The sequence below is a fragment of the Streptomyces sp. NPDC048182 genome, assembly GCF_043202555.1.
Taxonomy (GTDB): Bacteria; Actinomycetota; Actinomycetes; order Streptomycetales; family Streptomycetaceae; genus Streptomyces.
Window position 1 is genome coordinate 38,375 of the sequence record NZ_JBIDAQ010000011.1, and the last position, 15,552, is coordinate 53,926.

At 75.6% G+C, this 15,552-nt stretch carries 12 protein-coding genes; 3 read left to right on the forward strand and 9 right to left on the reverse strand.

The window, feature by feature from the left end:
* Positions 1–134 precede the first annotated feature (134 nt).
* Both ACGFZL_RS21480 and ACGFZL_RS21485 read right to left on the reverse strand, forming a co-directional pair.
* Complete coding sequence (locus ACGFZL_RS21480) at positions 135–1,994, reverse strand: FUSC family protein (RefSeq protein WP_393693833.1); 1,860 nt, start codon at positions 1,992–1,994, stop codon at positions 135–137.
* A gap of 143 nt (positions 1,995–2,137) precedes the next feature.
* The gene (locus ACGFZL_RS21485) at positions 2,138–2,872 is read right to left on the reverse strand and encodes a uracil-DNA glycosylase (RefSeq protein WP_393693835.1); all 735 of its coding nucleotides are present in this window, start codon (positions 2,870–2,872) and stop codon (positions 2,138–2,140) included.
* Positions 2,873–2,947: 75 nt separating this feature from the next.
* Between ACGFZL_RS21485 and ACGFZL_RS21490 the strand changes: the two genes are divergently transcribed.
* Positions 2,948–3,484: an RNA-binding S4 domain-containing protein gene (locus ACGFZL_RS21490; RefSeq protein ID WP_393693837.1), complete on the forward strand. Its 537-nt coding sequence runs from the start codon at positions 2,948–2,950 to the stop codon at positions 3,482–3,484.
* Positions 3,485–3,491: 7 nt separating this feature from the next.
* On the opposite strand, the gene ACGFZL_RS21495 is transcribed toward ACGFZL_RS21490, so the two are convergent.
* From ACGFZL_RS21495 to rpsA, 6 genes are all read right to left on the reverse strand, one after another.
* Entirely contained in the window at positions 3,492–3,932 is a 441-nt protein-coding gene (locus ACGFZL_RS21495) for a DoxX family protein (protein WP_393693839.1), read from the reverse strand.
* Between the two features lie 120 nt (positions 3,933–4,052).
* Positions 4,053–4,433 carry a tetratricopeptide repeat protein gene (locus ACGFZL_RS21500; protein ID WP_355175122.1) on the reverse strand — a complete coding sequence of 127 codons (381 nt, stop codon included), beginning with the start codon at positions 4,431–4,433 and terminating at the stop codon, positions 4,053–4,055.
* Positions 4,434–4,482: 49 nt separating this feature from the next.
* Positions 4,483–5,100 (reverse strand): dephospho-CoA kinase, encoded by a 618-nt coding sequence (gene coaE, locus ACGFZL_RS21505; RefSeq protein WP_393693841.1) that lies wholly within the window; start codon positions 5,098–5,100, stop codon positions 4,483–4,485.
* A 35-nt stretch (positions 5,101–5,135) separates the two neighbouring features.
* Entirely contained in the window at positions 5,136–6,074 is a 939-nt protein-coding gene (locus ACGFZL_RS21510; protein WP_355176039.1) for a PAC2 family protein, read from the reverse strand.
* Between the two features lie 80 nt (positions 6,075–6,154).
* Positions 6,155–7,681 carry a flavin monoamine oxidase family protein gene (locus ACGFZL_RS21515; RefSeq protein ID WP_393694105.1) on the reverse strand — a complete coding sequence of 509 codons (1,527 nt, stop codon included), beginning with the start codon at positions 7,679–7,681 and terminating at the stop codon, positions 6,155–6,157.
* Positions 7,682–8,390: 709 nt separating this feature from the next.
* Positions 8,391–9,893, reverse strand: coding sequence for a 30S ribosomal protein S1 (gene rpsA / locus ACGFZL_RS21520; protein WP_393693844.1), 1,503 nt, complete (start codon positions 9,891–9,893; stop codon positions 8,391–8,393).
* A gap of 226 nt (positions 9,894–10,119) precedes the next feature.
* Between rpsA and ACGFZL_RS21525 the strand changes: the two genes are divergently transcribed.
* A complete protein-coding gene (locus ACGFZL_RS21525; protein WP_393693846.1) occupies positions 10,120–11,028 on the forward strand; it encodes a class I SAM-dependent methyltransferase in 909 nt (302 codons plus the stop codon).
* A 70-nt stretch (positions 11,029–11,098) separates the two neighbouring features.
* Positions 11,099–13,612 carry an ATP-dependent helicase HrpB gene (hrpB, locus tag ACGFZL_RS21530; protein ID WP_393693848.1) on the forward strand — a complete coding sequence of 838 codons (2,514 nt, stop codon included), beginning with the start codon at positions 11,099–11,101 and terminating at the stop codon, positions 13,610–13,612.
* Between the two features lie 6 nt (positions 13,613–13,618).
* On the opposite strand, the gene ACGFZL_RS21535 is transcribed toward hrpB, so the two are convergent.
* The gene (locus ACGFZL_RS21535) at positions 13,619–15,442 is read right to left on the reverse strand and encodes a lytic murein transglycosylase (protein ID WP_393693850.1); all 1,824 of its coding nucleotides are present in this window, start codon (positions 15,440–15,442) and stop codon (positions 13,619–13,621) included.
* Between the last annotated feature and the right edge of the window lie 110 nt (positions 15,443–15,552).

Here is a 15,552-nt window from a genome sequence, read left to right on the forward strand (position 1 = left end):
GACGGCCGCAACCACTTCCGCCGCGACCGGCGGAACGGATGCGCGGCCACCCAGCGGGACGGATGCGCGGCCACCCCGCGGGACGGATGCGCGGCCCCGCGCACGGCCACGGCGCTCCCCGTACGACCCCGCGGCTACCCCGCGTGCGGCAGCTCGGGCAGGCGCAGGCCGCCCGCCGGGCCGCCCCGGCGTTCGGCGAGCTCGTCGCGCAGTTCGGCCAGCCGCCGGGCGTGCCGGGGCGTGAGCCGGCCGGTGTCGTCGAGGTGCACGGCGCACGCGGTGGTCGTGTCGACCAGCCGTTCCAGCACCGCCGCGACCCCGTCCGCGTCCCGGGCGTGCCGGGACAGCGGCGGCAGCTCGGCGGCGGCCAGGGCGATGGCCGCGCGGGCCTCGGCCAGCGTGCGGTACGCCTCGCGGCGAAGCCGCCACCGGGTGGCCCGATCGCCGGACTCGCTCAGGACGTGCGCGAGATACGCCTGCGCGGCGCCGGTCGCCGCCTCGGTGCGGGCCCGGACCCCGCCCCCGGCCTGCCCCGGCAACGGCAGATGGCCCACGACCAGGACGATCGCGCAGGCCAGCAGCGTCTCGCCGATGCGCCCCGCCGACGCCTGCGGCTCCCCGCCAGCCATCACCAGGGCGAGCACCAGCACGGTCACGACCGTGGTCTGCGCGGCGAAGTGCCGGGCCGCGACGGGCACCAGGGCGCCGCAGACCACGACGAGCGCGACCAGACCCGCCGGGCGGGGCAGCACCGCGGCGAGCCCGGCGAAGAGCAGGGCGCCGAGGACGGTGCCCGCCGCCCGGTTGAGCGCGCGGGAGGCGAGCGGCCCGAGATCGGGCTTGACGAGGAAGACGGCGGTCGCGGGCAGCCAGTACCAGTGCTGGTGGGAGCCGTACCACTGCTGGTGGTGCAGGAACTGGGCGGCGGCCACGGCGGTGCCGAAGCACAGGCCGACGCGCAGCCCGTACTCCCGGCCGCCGGCGCCGAGGGCGGTGCGCAGCAGGGGGTGGGCGCCGCGCGGGCGGGTGTGCAGGTCGCTCGCCCGTCCCCGGTCGAAGGTGTCGGCCGCCTGGAGGAGGGCGTCGTCCAGGGCGCGCAGCGCGGGCTCGGTGCGGTGGGGGGCGGGCAGCGGGCCGGTGTGGGTGTTGCCCCGCACGGCCGCGGCGAGGCGCCGAGGGCCTTCGGCGGCCCGCGCGGCAACCGGCCGCTCCGCCCAGGCCAGCGCGGTCGCGGCCTCGGCCAGCGGCAGCGCGGCGGCGTACTGGGCGCGCAGCCGCCGCTCGGCCGCCGGCAGGGCGCCGGGCCGCAGCCGGGGCCCGGCGAAGGCGTCCTGCGCGTCGTCCAGGGCGGCGGTGAGCGCGGCCCGCCGGGCGCCGGCGTCGGGGGTGCCGGCCGCCTCGAGGAGGGCGGCGACGGCGTCGTACACGCCGGCCACGGCGGCCCGCTCGCCGTCGAAGCGGAAGTCGCCGGCGAGGGAGCCGGGCGTGGGCAGCGCCAGCCGCAGCGCGAGCAGCCACCCGGCGCCGGCGAGGAAGGCGGCCACGTTCTGCCAGGCGGGCCCCGGCAGCGGCATCCCGGCACCCACGGCGGCGGTGACCAGCACCTGCGTCCCGGCCGCCGAGGCCACTCCTCCGGCGGCGCTGACGCTCCCGGCGAGCAGTCCGAGGCAGGCCAGCGCGAGGGTGAGCGCGACGGGCCCGAGGTACGCGCCGGCGCAGCTCCCGGCGCTCAGGCCGGCCGCCCCGGCCAGCGCGGGCACGCCGATCCGCTGGACGGAGGCCCGGCGGCTGCCCGGGCGGTCGTTGATCCCGGCCAGCATGGCGGCGACGGCGGCGACGACGCCGAGCGAGACCCGCCCGGCCATCAGCGCGGCGCACAGCAGCGGCCCGCCGGCCAGCGCGCCCCGCGCCACGGCGTTCCACGGCACGGGCCCGCGCTGGGCGCGCAGGGCGTGGGCGAGCCAGGGCGGCGGAGCGGTGGCGGGGTGGTACACGGGGGTCGGCCTCCTGATCGTCCGGCGCCGGGGCGGGGGTGAGCCTCCGGGCGACGGTGACCGGGCTGCGGGGGGGGTGGGTGGATCCGGGATGGATGCCTTGTCGGAACTTCCAGGGTACGGGGGCGGGACCCCCTTCCCCGTCAGCGTTCCGGCGCCGTCGGCAGTCCCGTCGCCGTGGCCGCCGTGCGCAGCACGTCGCGGAGCATCGGCGGAGTGAGCCGGCCGGTGAAGGTGTTGCGCTGGCTGACGTGGAAGCAGCCGAAGACGTCCAGGCCAGGATGGTCGTCCGGACCGTCGAGCCACACCCGCCGCCCGTGCCCGAAGGCCGGCCGCGGCTTCGGCACCGCCCAGCCGGCCTCGGCGAGCGCGGGCAGCGCGGCCTGCCAGCCGAAGGCGCCGAGCACGACCACCGCGCGCAGCGTCGGCCGCAGCAGCCGCAGTTCCTGGACGAGCCAGGACCGGCAGGTGTCGCGCTCGCCGGGGGTCGGCTTGTTCGCGGGCGGTGCGCAGTGCACCGGCGAGGTGACGCGCACGCCGTACAGCTCCAGGCCGTCGTCGGCGGAGACGGCCGTGGGCTGGGAGGCGAGGCCCACGTCGTACAGGGCCTGGAACAGCACGTCGCCCGAGCGGTCGCCGGTGAACATCCGGCCGGTGCGGTTGCCGCCGTGGGCGGCGGGGGCGAGCCCGCTGATCAGCAGGCGGGCGTCCGGCGGCCCGAAACCCGGCACCGGCCGGCCCCAGTACGTCCAGTCGGCGAAGGCGGCCCGCTTGGTGCGGGCCACCTCCTCGCGCCAGGCGACCAGGCGCGGGCAGGCCCGGCACTCCGTGACGTGCCGGTCGAGCTCCCGCAGGCCGAGGTCCGGTCGATCGTCCATGGCACCACCGTAGGCCGCCGCCGGGCCGCGAAATGCGGGGGCCGGGCGGGAGGCCGGGCGACTATCGTCGGGGCCATGGCCTCCGAGCATGACCGCGCTGCCGAGCACGCCCCCCGGACACAGAACCCCGGCCTGAACCCGGACCCGAACCCGGATCCGGGCACCACCGCCGCGGTCGCCGCCGCCGAGGCGGCCGGGCCGCAGGGCGGCGAGAGCGTCCGGGTCGACAGCTGGATCTGGGCGGTCCGGCTGATCAAGACCCGCTCGCTCGGCGCGACCGCCTGCAAGGGCGGGCACGTGCGGGTGAACGGCGAGCGCGTGAAGCCCGCGTACGCGGTGCGCGTCGGCGACGAGGTGCGGCTGCGGCACGAGGGCCGGGAGCGGGTCGTGGTGGTCAGGCGGCTGATCCGCAAGCGGGTCGGCGCCCCGGTCGCCGTCCAGTGCTACGTCGACAACTCCCCGCCGCCCCCGCCCCGCGAGGCCGTCGCCCCGGCCGGGATCCGGGACCGCGGCGCCGGCCGGCCGACCAAGCGCGACCGGCGCGAGATGGAACGCCTGCGCGGACCGGACAGCCTGGGGCTGAGCCGGTCCGCGCGGGAGCGGGAGCAGTAGGGGGCGGTCAGACGCGCCGGCGGACCAGGCGCAGCAGGTCCGCGTTGTGCGCGCGCCGGTTCCAGGCGATGAGCAGCAGCGGCACCATGAGGATCAGCGGTGTGGCCGCGTTGGCCCCGTCGAAGTAGGTGAGCTGCACGACGAACGCGCCCACCATGAGGGCGCTCAGCCCGGTCGCCGCCGCCGACTGCAGGACGGGCACGAGCAGGCCGATCGCGCCGGCCAGTTCCAGGACGCCGACGGCGTACATGCCGAGGCTGCCCCAGCCCATGTCGGCGAAGGAGTCCGCGGCCGAGGGGTGGGCGACCAGCTTGGGTCCGGCGCTCGCGACGGCGAAGAAGAGGGCGAGGACCACCTGCACCGTGCGCAGGGCGATCCTCGCGCCGCGCCGGCCGGTGGGGGCGGTGACGTGGACGGCGGGGGCGGCGGATGCCGTGGTCTCGGTCATGGTGTTCTCCTGGGCTGCGTGCGGTCCGTGCCGCTGGCTGCTGTCGGAGAGGTAGACGGCAGGGCCCGCCGGAACTCATCGTTCGCGGCGGGCCCTTCAGTGTCTTTTCGGGAAGAGGTCTCAGTCGTCGAACCGGGCGCGCTGGAGGTACTCCGGGTTCGGGTCCAGGGCGGCGGCCAGCCGGAAGTGCCGCTTGGCCTGGTCCGGGCAGCCGCGCCGCTCGTAGGTGCGGGCCAGCGCGAAGTGCGCGAAGGCGTTGTCCGGCTCGCGCTCCAGGACGATGGTGAACTCCAGCTCGGCCGGCCGCAGCTGCGCCGCCGCGAAGAAGGCGCGGGCGCGCAGCAGGCGGGCGGCGGTGCTCTCCGGGTGGGCGCCGATCACCCCGTCCAGGAGCTTCACCGCGCCCTGCGGGTCCCGCGCGGCGAGCAGTTGCTCGGCGGCGCGGAAGTCGATGACGTCCGTCTCCGGAGTACGTCCGGTGGAACCGCTGGTCTCGGGCACGGCACACTCCTTCCCTTGCTGAGAGGCGTCAACGCCCGCTCGGGGATCGCTATTCCGGCGTCCCGCGCCCGGCGCGCGCCCGGTCGGCCAGCTCGGCCCACACCTCGCCGACCCGCTCGCGCAACCGCTCCAGCGGTACGTCGTTGTCGACGACGATGTCGGCGATCTCCCGGCGCTGCTCGCGGGTGGCCTGCGCGGCCATGCGCGCCCGGGCGTCCTGCTCGGTCATGCCGCGCAGCCGGGTCAGCCGGTCGAGCTGGGTGGCGGGGGCGGCGTCCACGACGACGACCAGGTCGTAGAGGGGGGCCAGGCCGTTCTCGGTGAGCAGCGGCACGTCGTGGATGACGACGGCGCCGGCGTCGGCGGCCTCCTCCAGGGCCCGGGAGCGGGCGCCGACGAGAGGGTGCACGATCGCGTTGAGCGCGGCGAGCCTCTCCGGGTCGGCGAAGACGATCGAGCCGAGCTTCGGCCGGTCGAGGCCGCCGTCCTCGGCGAGCACCCCGGTGCCGAACGCGGCCACCACGGCCGCCAGCCCCTCGGTCCCCGGCGCGACCACCTCGCGCGCGATCCGGTCCGCGTCGATCAGCACGGCGCCGTGCTCCACGAGCAGCCGCGACACCTCGCTCTTGCCGGCGCCGATCCCGCCGGTCAGGCCCACCTTCAGCATGAGCGACAGCCTAGGGGCGTCTCCCCTGGGGCGGGTCAGTCCTCGCCCTCGCGCTCGGCCAGGAAGCGCTCGAACTCCAGGCCGATCTCGTCCGCCGAGGGGATCTCGACCGGCTCGGCCAGCATGTTGCCGCGGGTCTCCGAGCCAGCGGCCGCGTCGTACTGGTGCTCCAGGCCCTGGATGAGCGAGGTCAGCTCCTCGTCGCCCTCCTGGACCTGCCGGTCGATCTCGGTCTGGGTGCGGTGCGCCTCGGTGCGCAGGGAGTGCGCGATGCCCGGCAGCACGAGGCCGGTGCCCGCCGTGATCGCCTCCAGGACGGTCAGCGCGGCGTCCGGGTAGGGCGAGCGGGCGATGTAGTGCGGCACGTGCGCGGCGACGCCCAGCACGTCGTGGCCGGCCTGCATGAGCCGGTACTCCACCAGGGCCTCGGCGCTGCCGGGGACCTGCGCCTCCTCGAAGGGGCTGCGGTGGCCCGGGACGAGGTCGGTGCGGTTGCCGTGCGGGGTGATGCCGACGGGGCGGGTGTGCGGGACGCCCATGGGGATGCCGTGGAAGTTGACGGCAAGGCGCACGCCGAGGCGCTCGACGATCTGCCGCACGGCCGCGGCGAACCGCTCCCACTCGACGTCCGGCTCGGGTCCGGACAGCAGCAGGAAGGGCGCCCCGGTGGCGTCCTGGACGAGCCGCACCTCCAGGGCGGGCTCCTCGTAGTCGGTCCAGGAGTCGCGCTTGAACGTCAGCAGGGGGCGCCGGGCGCGGTAGTCCACCAGCCGGTCGTGGTCGAAGCGGGCGACGACCTGGTGCGGGAGCGCGTCGAGCACCCGCTCCACGATCTGGTCGCCGGTCTCGCCGGCGTCGATGTAGCCGTCGAAGTGGTAGAGCATCACCAGTCCGGCGGACTCCTGGGCGAGCGCCATGTCGACGACCGCCAGTCCCTTGGGCTCCCACTCGTACAAACCCTGCGGATCAAGCACAGTGACCGCTCCCCTCCTCGTGTTCACCCGTCACAACGCCCGCCGGGACCTCCGCATTCCCGCCCGGCGCCCTGTCCGCCCTACGTGGAGAGCACGCGCGTGTGCAGGGCGGTGACCGTGCGGCGGGCGGAGGTGAGGGCGCCGTGCTGCCAGGCGTCCATGTAGCTGATCCAGTCGCCGGCGAAGTGGACGCGTCCGGCGGGCTCGGTCAGCGGCCGGTAGCGGGCGTGGTCGGGGCCGCCGGGGGTGCTGTGCCAGGCGGCCTCCAGGTGCGGGGTCTGGCGCCAGTGGTGGGAGAAGGACGAGGCCAGCTCGGTGCGGTACTTCGCGCCGTAGATCTTCACGCCGGCGGCCACCGCCCGCTCCTCCCGTGCCCTGGGCGCGAGGCGGGCGTAGGAGTCGGCGTCGGTGCCGTAGTTGTAGTAGCCGACGAGGACGCCGCGCTCGCCGTGGAAGCCGTAGGACGGGTGCCAGATGTGGGTGACGTCCTGGTCGGTCTCGGTGATGCCGCCGTAGATGCGGTGGTCGGTCTCCCACCAGCGGGACCGGTACTCCAGGCCGATCTTGCCGGCCGAGGAGGGGGTGATCGCCTCCAGCGCGCTCTGCACGCCGGTGCCGAGGTTGTGCGGGACCTTGGCGAGGATGTTGGGCGGCAGGGCGGCGACGCAGTAGTCGGCGCGCGCGGTGCGGGTGCGGCCGTCCTGGCGGTAGGTGACCGTGACGCCGCGGCCGGTGTCGGTGATGCCGGTGACGACGGCGCCGGTGCGGATGCGGCCGGGACCGATCGCCCTGGTGAGGGCGCGGGGTATGCCGTCCATGCCGCCGACGGGCTGGAACATCAGCATCGCCTGGTCGTACTCGAACTCGAAGGCGAAGTACCGGCCGACCTGGGTGGCGAAGACCTCGGAGGCACCGGCCGCGGGGGTGCGCAGGACGCCGGGGGTACCGGCCGCGCCGGGCCAGGTGGTGTAGCCGCCGTTGGCCCCGCCCCGGTAGGTGAGGTCGCTGCCCAGCTGACCGTAGTCCTTGACGAAGTCGAGCAGCAGCTCCCGGTCGGCAGCGGTGAGTTCGCCGTCCAGGGCGCCCTTGTCGGTGGCCTTGGCGAGCAGTTCGGAGAGGTAGCCGAGGTAGTCCGCCTTGGCGGCCCGGTAGCGGACCGGCGCGGTCATGCCGGCCTTCTCGTTGTAGAGGTAGGCGTCGGCGTTGACGTTGGTGAAGACCTCGATGGGCACGCCGAGTTCGCGGCAGTAGTCGAGGGTGACCATCCACTGCGCGAGCCGGGCGGGGCCGGCGTTCAGGTACTGGCCGCGGGAGAAGCGGGCGGTCTGCGTGTTGCCGTAGAGGTCGGTGGTGGTGTCGCCGCCGCGGACCGTGAAGTTGCGTCCCCCGGTGCGGTCGCGGGCCTCCAGGATCGTGCAGTCGTAGCCCGCCTTGCCCAGTTCGTACGCGGTGGCGAGACCGGCGATGCCGCCGCCGATGACCAGTACGGAGGCGGCGGAGCGGCCGGTGAGGTGGAAGTCGCTCGCGGTGGGCGCCCGGAACGGCTGCTCGCGGCCGGCCGCCGCGGCGGTGGGGGCGAGCCCCAGCGCGCCCATGGTGGCGAACATGACGCCGGCGCCGCCGGTGAGGCCGACGTCGCGCAGAAAGGCCCGGCGGCTGGTGCCCTCTCGCGCCTGAAGCTCTGCCATGGTGGGCTCCCCTCTCGATCTTGACCGACGCGGGGAAGCGTGGCAGCGGCCCGTTACGGGCCGCCCCGCATTCGTGTATCGCACACGTTTCGGGCCGCCGGGGCCACGGGGCGGGGCGGCGTGCCCGAGGAGGGCCGCGGTACGGCCCCGACGGCGACACCCGCACGGCCCGACCGGTCGGCGGGCGCCAGGCCCGGGCCGAGGTCTGCCCATGGCCGGGGCAGGCCGGCTTCGCGGGCCGCGCAGGCCGCGGACGCTGGGCCCGAGGTCAGCCCCCTGGCGGGGGCAGGTCGGCTCCCCGGGAGCCCCGCGGGCTGCGCACGCGGCGGGCGCCGGGACCGGCCCGGGGTCTGACCGAGTCTGGGACAGGGCGACTTCTCGGGCCCCTCGCCCGCCGCGCAGGCCGCGGGTGCTGGGCGGGACCCGGGGCCTGCCCATGGCCGGGGCGGGCCGACTCCCCCGGCCCCTCGGGTGCCGCACAGGCGACGGCTCGGCCCGGCCGGTGGGACGGTCGCGTTCACGGCCGGGCGGGGACAGGGAACCCCGTGCGGACATGCCGAGGGCCCGCACCCCGGGTCGGGTGCGGGCCCTCGGTCGGTGAGCGGAGCCTGGGCTCAGCTCACCGCGGTCAGCTCTGGCCGCCGGCCAGCTTCTCGCGGAGCGCGGCGAGCGCCTCGTCCGACGCGAGGGCGCCGGAGTTGTCGCCGCCCTCGGAGGAGTACGAGCCGCCGCCACCGGACGCGGCCGGAGCCGCACCCGCGGTGTCGCCACCCTCGGCGGCGGCCTTCTCGTCCGCCTCGCGGGACTTGATGACCTGCGCCTGGTGCTGCTCGAAGCGCTGCTGCGCCTCGGCGTACTGGGTCTCCCAGGTCTCGCGCTGGGTGTCGTAGCCCTCGAGCCAGTCGTTGGTCTCGGGGTCGAAGCCCTCGGGGTAGATGTAGTTGCCCTGGTCGTCGTAGGACGCGGCCATGCCGTACAGGGTCGGGTCGAACTCGACCGAGGACGGGTCGGCACCGAAGGCCTCGTTGGCCTGCTTCAGCGAGAGGCTGATGCGGCGGCGCTCGAGGTCGATGTCGATGACCTTGACGAAGATCTCGTCGTTGACCTGGACGACCTGCTCCGGGATCTCCACGTGGCGCTCGGCCAGCTCGGAGATGTGGACCAGACCCTCGATGCCCTCGTCCACGCGGACGAACGCACCGAACGGCACCAGCTTCGTGACCTTGCCGGGCACGACCTGGCCGATCTGGTGGGTGCGGGCGAACTGCTGCCACGGGTCTTCCTGGGTCGCCTTCAGCGACAGGGAGACGCGCTCGCGGTCCATGTCGACGTCCAGGACCTCGACCGTGACCTCCTGGCCGACCTCGACGACCTCGGAGGGGTGGTCGATGTGCTTCCAGGACAGCTCGGAGACGTGGACCAGACCGTCGACGCCACCCAGGTCCACGAAGGCACCGAAGTTGACGATCGAGGAGACCACGCCGGAGCGGACCTGACCCTTCTGGAGGGTCGTGAGGAAGGTCTGGCGGACCTCGGACTGGGTCTGCTCCAGCCAGGCACGGCGGGACAGGACCACGTTGTTGCGGTTCTTGTCCAGCTCGATGATCTTCGCCTCGAGCTCCTTGCCCACGTAGGGCTGGAGGTCGCGGACGCGGCGCATCTCGACCAGGGAGGCCGGGAGGAAGCCGCGGAGGCCGATGTCGAGGATGAGACCACCCTTGACGACCTCGATGACGGTACCGGTGACGATGCCGTCCTCTTCCTTGATCTTCTCGATGGTGCCCCAGGCACGCTCGTACTGGGCGCGCTTCTTCGAGAGGATCAGGCGGCCTTCCTTGTCCTCCTTCTGGAGAACAAGGGCCTCGATCTCGTCGCCGACCTTGACGACCTCGTTCGGGTCGACGTCGTGCTTGATCGAGAGCTCGCGGCTCGGGATGACACCTTCGGTCTTGTAACCGATGTCGAGCAGGACCTCGTCCCGGTCGACCTTCACGATGACGCCGTCGACGATGTCGCCGTCGTTGAAGTACTTGATCGTCTCGTCGATCGCGGCGAGGAAGGCTTCCTCGTTACCGATGTCGTTGACCGCAACCTGCGGGGTGGTGGCGGTGGTCTCGGTGCTGCTCGTCATGTGGGAAAGGGCTCCGGTACGGACATTGAAGTCGTAGGTACTGCTTACGCCGGGAGCCCGTTTCGCTCTGCAGAAGCCGGACAGCCAAGGAAGCGTCACCCGGGAACACCGGTGACGCCTCGAGAACCGAGGGGACATACAACAGATGCGAGCGCGACCTGCTACGTCTGAGGTGCGCAGGCCCGCAGCGCAACTTGTAGCATACGGGGGCGGCCGGGCAGGGTCAATGCGCGAAGCCGCCCACCCGGGGCGGATCGGCGCATACCCGGCACAGAAAGCCCGGACCGCACCGAACAGGCCGCAGGTTAGTACGAGGGAGCCGGTCATCCAAGAGCTTGAACCGCCCGAGCCCGAAGCCACCCGCCGGGCCGCCGGGGTCACCGAGAGTTCCCGCGCCAACCGCGGCTGGTGGGACCGGAACGCGGACGAGTACCAGGTCGAGCACGGCACCTTCCTCGGCGACGACCGCTTCGTGTGGTGCCCCGAGGGCCTGGACGAGGTCGAGGCCGAGCTGCTCGGCCCCGCCGAGGACCTCAAGGGCAAGGGCGTCCTGGAGATCGGCGCCGGCGCCGCGCAGTGCTCGCGCTGGCTGGCCGGCCAGGGTGCCCGCCCGGTCGCCCTGGACCTCTCGCACCGCCAGCTCCAGCACGCGCTGCGGATCGGCTCCGGCTTCCCGCTGGTGTGCGCGGACGCGACCGTCCTCCCCTTCGCGGACGGCGCCTTCGACCTGGCGTGCTCGGCCTACGGGGCGCTGCCCTTCGTCGCCGACCCGCGCCTCGTGCTGCGGGAGGTGCGCCGGGTGCTGCGGCCGGGCGGGCGCTTCGTCTTCTCCGTGACCCACCCGTTGCGCTGGGCGCTGCCGGACGAGCCGGGCCCGGAGGGCCTGACGGTGTCCGCCTCCTACTTCGACCGCACGCCCTACGTCGAGCAGGACGACGAGGGCCACGCGGTCTACGTCGAGCACCACCGCACGCTGGGCGACCGGGTGCGGGACGTGGTGGCGTCCGGGTTCCGACTGGTGGACCTCGTGGAGCCGGAGTGGCCGGAGTGGAACACCTCCGAGTGGGGCGGCTGGTCGCCGCTGCGGGGCCATCTCGTCCCGGGCACGGCGATCTTCGTCTGCGAGCGCGACTGACCCGGTGCGCCGGCCCCCTACGACACTGGGGGCGTGACCCGGAGCGATGCCCCCGTACGACACTGGGGGCGTGATCCGCTACGACGCCCTGTCCGCGCTCCCCGTGCGCGCCGCCCTGCCCGCGCTGCGCGCCGCCCTGGAGGGGCCCGGCACCGCGGTCCTGGTCGCCCCGCCCGGCACCGGCAAGACCACGCTGGTGCCGCTCGAGCTGGCCGGGCTGACCGGCGACGGGCCGGCGCGGCGCGTGGTGGTGGCCGAGCCGCGGCGGATCGCGGCGCGGGCGGCGGCCCGGCGGATGGCGTGGCTGCTCGGCGAACGGCCCGGCGAGAGCGTCGGCTTCACCGTGCGCGGCGAGCGGCTCACCGGGCCGCACAAGCGCGTGGAGGTCGTCACCACCGGTGTCCTGCTCCAGCGCCTCCAGCGGGACCCCGAACTCCCGGGCGTCGACGCCGTGGTGCTCGACGAGGTCCACGAGCGGCACCTGGACGCGGACACCACGGCCGCCTTCCTGTGGGACGTCCGGCAGACCCTGCGCCCCGAACTGCGCCTGGTGGCCGCGTCCGCGACGACCGACGCGGCCGGCTGGTCCGCGCTGCTCGGCGGGGCGCCGGTGGTCGAGGCGGCGGGGGTGGCCCACCCGGTGGAGGTGGTCTGGGCGCCGCCCGCCCGCCCGGTTCGGCCGCCGCACGGCATGCGGGTGGACCCGGCGCTGCTCACGCACGTGGCGGCGGTGGTGCGGCGGGCGCTGGCCGAGCGGGACGGCGACGTGCTGTGCTTCCTGCCGGGCGTCGGCGAGATCGCCCGGGTGGCCGGGCAGTTGGGCGACCTGGGCGGGGCGGAGGTGCTCCAGGTGCACGGGCGGGCACCGGCGGCCGTGCAGGACGCGGTGCTGGCGCCCGGGGCGCGGCGCCGGGTGGTGCTGGCGACGGCGGTGGCCGAGTCGTCGCTGACCGTGCCGGGCGTACGGGCGGTGGTGGACGCGGGGCTCGCCCGGGAGCCGCGCACCGACCACGCCCGTGGGCTGAGCGCCCTCACGACGGTCCGCGCCTCGCGGGCGGCGGCCCGGCAGCGGGCCGGGCGGGCGGGGCGCGAGGCGCCGGGCGCGGTGTACCGCTGCTGGGCGGAGGCGGAGGACGCGCGGCTGCCGGCGTTCCCCGCCCCGGAGATCAAGGTGGCCGACCTGACGGCGTTCGCGTTGCAGGCGGCCTGCTGGGGCGACCCGGACGCCGCCGGCCTCGCCCTGCTCGACCCCCCGCCGGGCGGGGCGATGGCGGCGGCGCGCTCGGTGCTGACGGCGGTGGGCGCGGTGGACCCGGCGGGACGCGCCTCGGAGCGGGGCGTACGGCTGGCCCGCCTCGGCCTGCACCCGCGGCTGGGCCGGGCGCTGCTGGACGCGGGGCCCGGGCGGGCGGCGGAGGCGGTCGCGCTGCTCTCCGAGGAGCCGCCGCGGGAGTACGGGGACGATCTGGCCGCCGCACTGCGCGCCGCCCGGCGCGGGGGCGACGCGTACGGGGCCCGGTGGCGGGGCGAGGTCCGGCGGCTGCGGGGAGTGGCGGGAGCGGGCGAGGGCGGCGGGGAAGCGGGCGAAGGCCGCGGCGCCGGCGGGACGGACACGGACGCGCCGGCCGGTCTGGTGGCCGCCCTGGCGTATCCCGAGCGGGTGGCGAAGCTCGACGGCGGCTCGTACCTGATGGTCTCCGGCACCCGGGCCGAGCTGTCGGAGGCGTCGGCCCTGCGCGGGGTGGCGTGGATCGCCGTCGCGGTGGCGGACCGGCCGGTCGGGCGGGGGCACGCGCGCGTGCGGCTGGCGGCGGCCGTGGACGAGGCGACGGCCCGGAGTGCGGCGGGAGCGCTGCTGTCGGCGCGGGACGAGGTGCGCTGGGCCGGCGGTGACGTGGTGGCGCGGCGCGTGGAGCGGCTCGGGGCCGTGGAGCTGTCGGAGCGGCCCCTGAAGGACCCCGACCCCGGTCTCGTACGAGATGCGCTGCTCGAGGGGTTCCGGGAGGGGGGGCTCGGGCTGCTGCGCTGGTCCGAGGGCGCGCGGGGGTTGCGGCAGCGGCTGGCCTTCTTGCGGCTGCACCTGGGCGGGCCCTGGCCGGACGTGTCCGACGCCGCGCTGCACGCGCGCGTGGACGAGTGGCTGGAGCCGGAGCTGGGCCGCGCCCGGCGCCGGGCCGACCTCGCGCGGATCGACGCCGGGCAGGCGCTGGGGCGGCTGCTGCCCTGGGCGTCGGGCGAGGCGGCGCGGCTGGACGAGCTGGCCCCGGAGCGGGTCACCGTGCCCAGCGGGTCCCGGATCCGCGTCGACTACGGGGTGCCCGAGCAGCCGGTGCTGGCGGTGAAGCTACAGGAGATGTTCGGCCTGGACCGGTCCCCCGAGGTGGCCGGGGTGCCGCTCCTGGTCCACCTGCTGTCCCCCGCCGGGCGCCCGGCCGCCGTCACCGCCGACCTGGCGTCCTTCTGGCGGGACGGCTACCGGGGCGTCCGCGCGGAGCTGCGCGGACGCTACCCGAAGCACCCGTGGCCGGAGGACCCGGCCACGGCCGAGCCGACCCGGTACACCAACGCCCGGCTCGGCCGCTGACGACTCTCAGGAGGCGGTGCCGGTCGGCTTCGTCGACGGGGTGGTGGTGGGGCTCGGGGTGGCCTCGGGCGTGGCGCCGCCGGTGGCCGGCGCGGAGGGGGTCGGCGTCGGGGACGGCTGGGCGGCGGCCACCTTCAGCTCCACGTCGAGCGTGCCGCCGCCGGGCGTGGTCAGCCGGAGGACGAAGGTGCCTGCGGTGTCGTCCGCATAGAGCCGGGGCAGCGTCAGCAGGCCCTTGGCGTCGGTCTTCAGGCCGCTCAGGGTGCGGACGGGGTTGCCGTCGGCGCCCTTGAAGTACGGGCCCTTGCCGCTCGCGGCCGTGTCCTTCGCCGAGGCCAGGAGGCTGGCGGTCACCGCGACCTTGTCCGCCGCGGCGCCCTTGCGGGTGGCCTTGACCCCGACCTGCCCGGCGAACTCCCCGCCGGCCACTGCGGTCAGCGCGGTGTCGCCGGTGCGCGCGAGGGCGTCGGCGGTCCGCTCGGTGACCGTGGCCCGGTAGTCGAGGCCGGGTACGACGCGGCCGACGACGGTGGCCCGGACGGTGAAGGTCCCGGTCTTCTCCCCCGCCGTCAGCGCGGGCGCGGTGGCCGTGCCGGACGCGTCGGTGAGGACGGTGGCGACGTGCTCGCCGCCCGCGAAGGCGGTGTCGGTGTCGCCGAGCACGGTGAAGCGGACCCGCACCTTGCCGACGGTCTTGCCGTCCTTCGTCTCCGCCCGGCTGGTGATCCGTCCGGCGAAGGTGTCGCCGGCGGTCGCGGTCAGCGTGGGGCCGCCGGTCTTCTCCAGGTGGTCGACCGTGTCGGTGGGCGTGGGAGTGGTGGTGGGCGGCTTCGGGCCGGGCGGCGTCGTCGGCGGGGTGCCGGGCTTCTCGGGCGCCGGCTTCTCGGGGTGCGGGGTCTGCGGGTGGGGCGACGGGGACGGGGTCGTGCCGGGGGCGGCCGGGGTCTGCGGCGGGCGGGGCGAGGGCAGGGGCGGGGCGGTGCCGGCGCCGTCGTCGCTGCGGCCCACGGGCAGGGTGCCGGTGCCGTCGGGGATCTCGTGGCTGCCCCGGCGGTAGTGCTCCAGCCAGGACATGACCGTGTAGAGGTACGCGTCGGAGTTGTTGTAGCTGAGGACGGCCCGCTTGAGGTCGGCGGTGTCGGACAGGTCCCAGCCGTTGCGGCACAGGTAGTGGCCGGCGGCGAGCGCGGCGTCGTAGACGTTGTTGGGGTCGGACGTGCCGTCGGCGTTGCCGTCGCGGCCCGCCCAGGCCCAGGTCGACGGGATGAACTGCATGGGTCCGACGGCGTTGTCGTAGCTGCTGTTGCCGTCGTAGCGGCCGTCGTCGGTGTCCGGGATGAGCGCGAAGCCGTTGCCGTCGAGCTGCGGGCCGACGATCGGGCTGAGGGTGGTGCCGTCGGCGGAGACGCGACCGCCGCGGGCCTGGCCGGACTCCACCTTGCCGATGGCGGCGAGGAGTTGCCAGGGCAGGTTGCAGCCGGGCTTGGCCTGGCGCAGCTCCGCCTCGGCCCGCTGGTAGGCGTCGAGGACGGTGGCGGGGATGCCGGCCTCGGCGGTGCCCCGGGATACGGGGGTGCCGATGGTGGGCGGCGCCACGGGGACGGGGCTCTGCAGCGGCGGCAGGTCGGTGTAGTAGCGGGAGTTGCCGGTGGCGGTGTCGCCGGCGGCGGGCGCGTCGGGGGTCGGGAGGCTGTCGGCGGCGGTGGGTCTGTCCTGCGCGTCGGCCGTGACGTCGGGGGCCTGGGACGCGGAGAGGGCCGCGACCACGACTGCCGCGACCGTGGTGGTCACCGCGCCCTTGCGAAGCCTGCTGCCGAACTGCGCCGCCATAGGTAGACCCCTCCCGTGGACGCCGTCGCGCCCTTCTTCCCGCTGTCTGCGCGGCTGCTGTCGCTCCGGCCGCGGCGCACGCCTGTACGGTGCCCAGGCGACCCTACGAC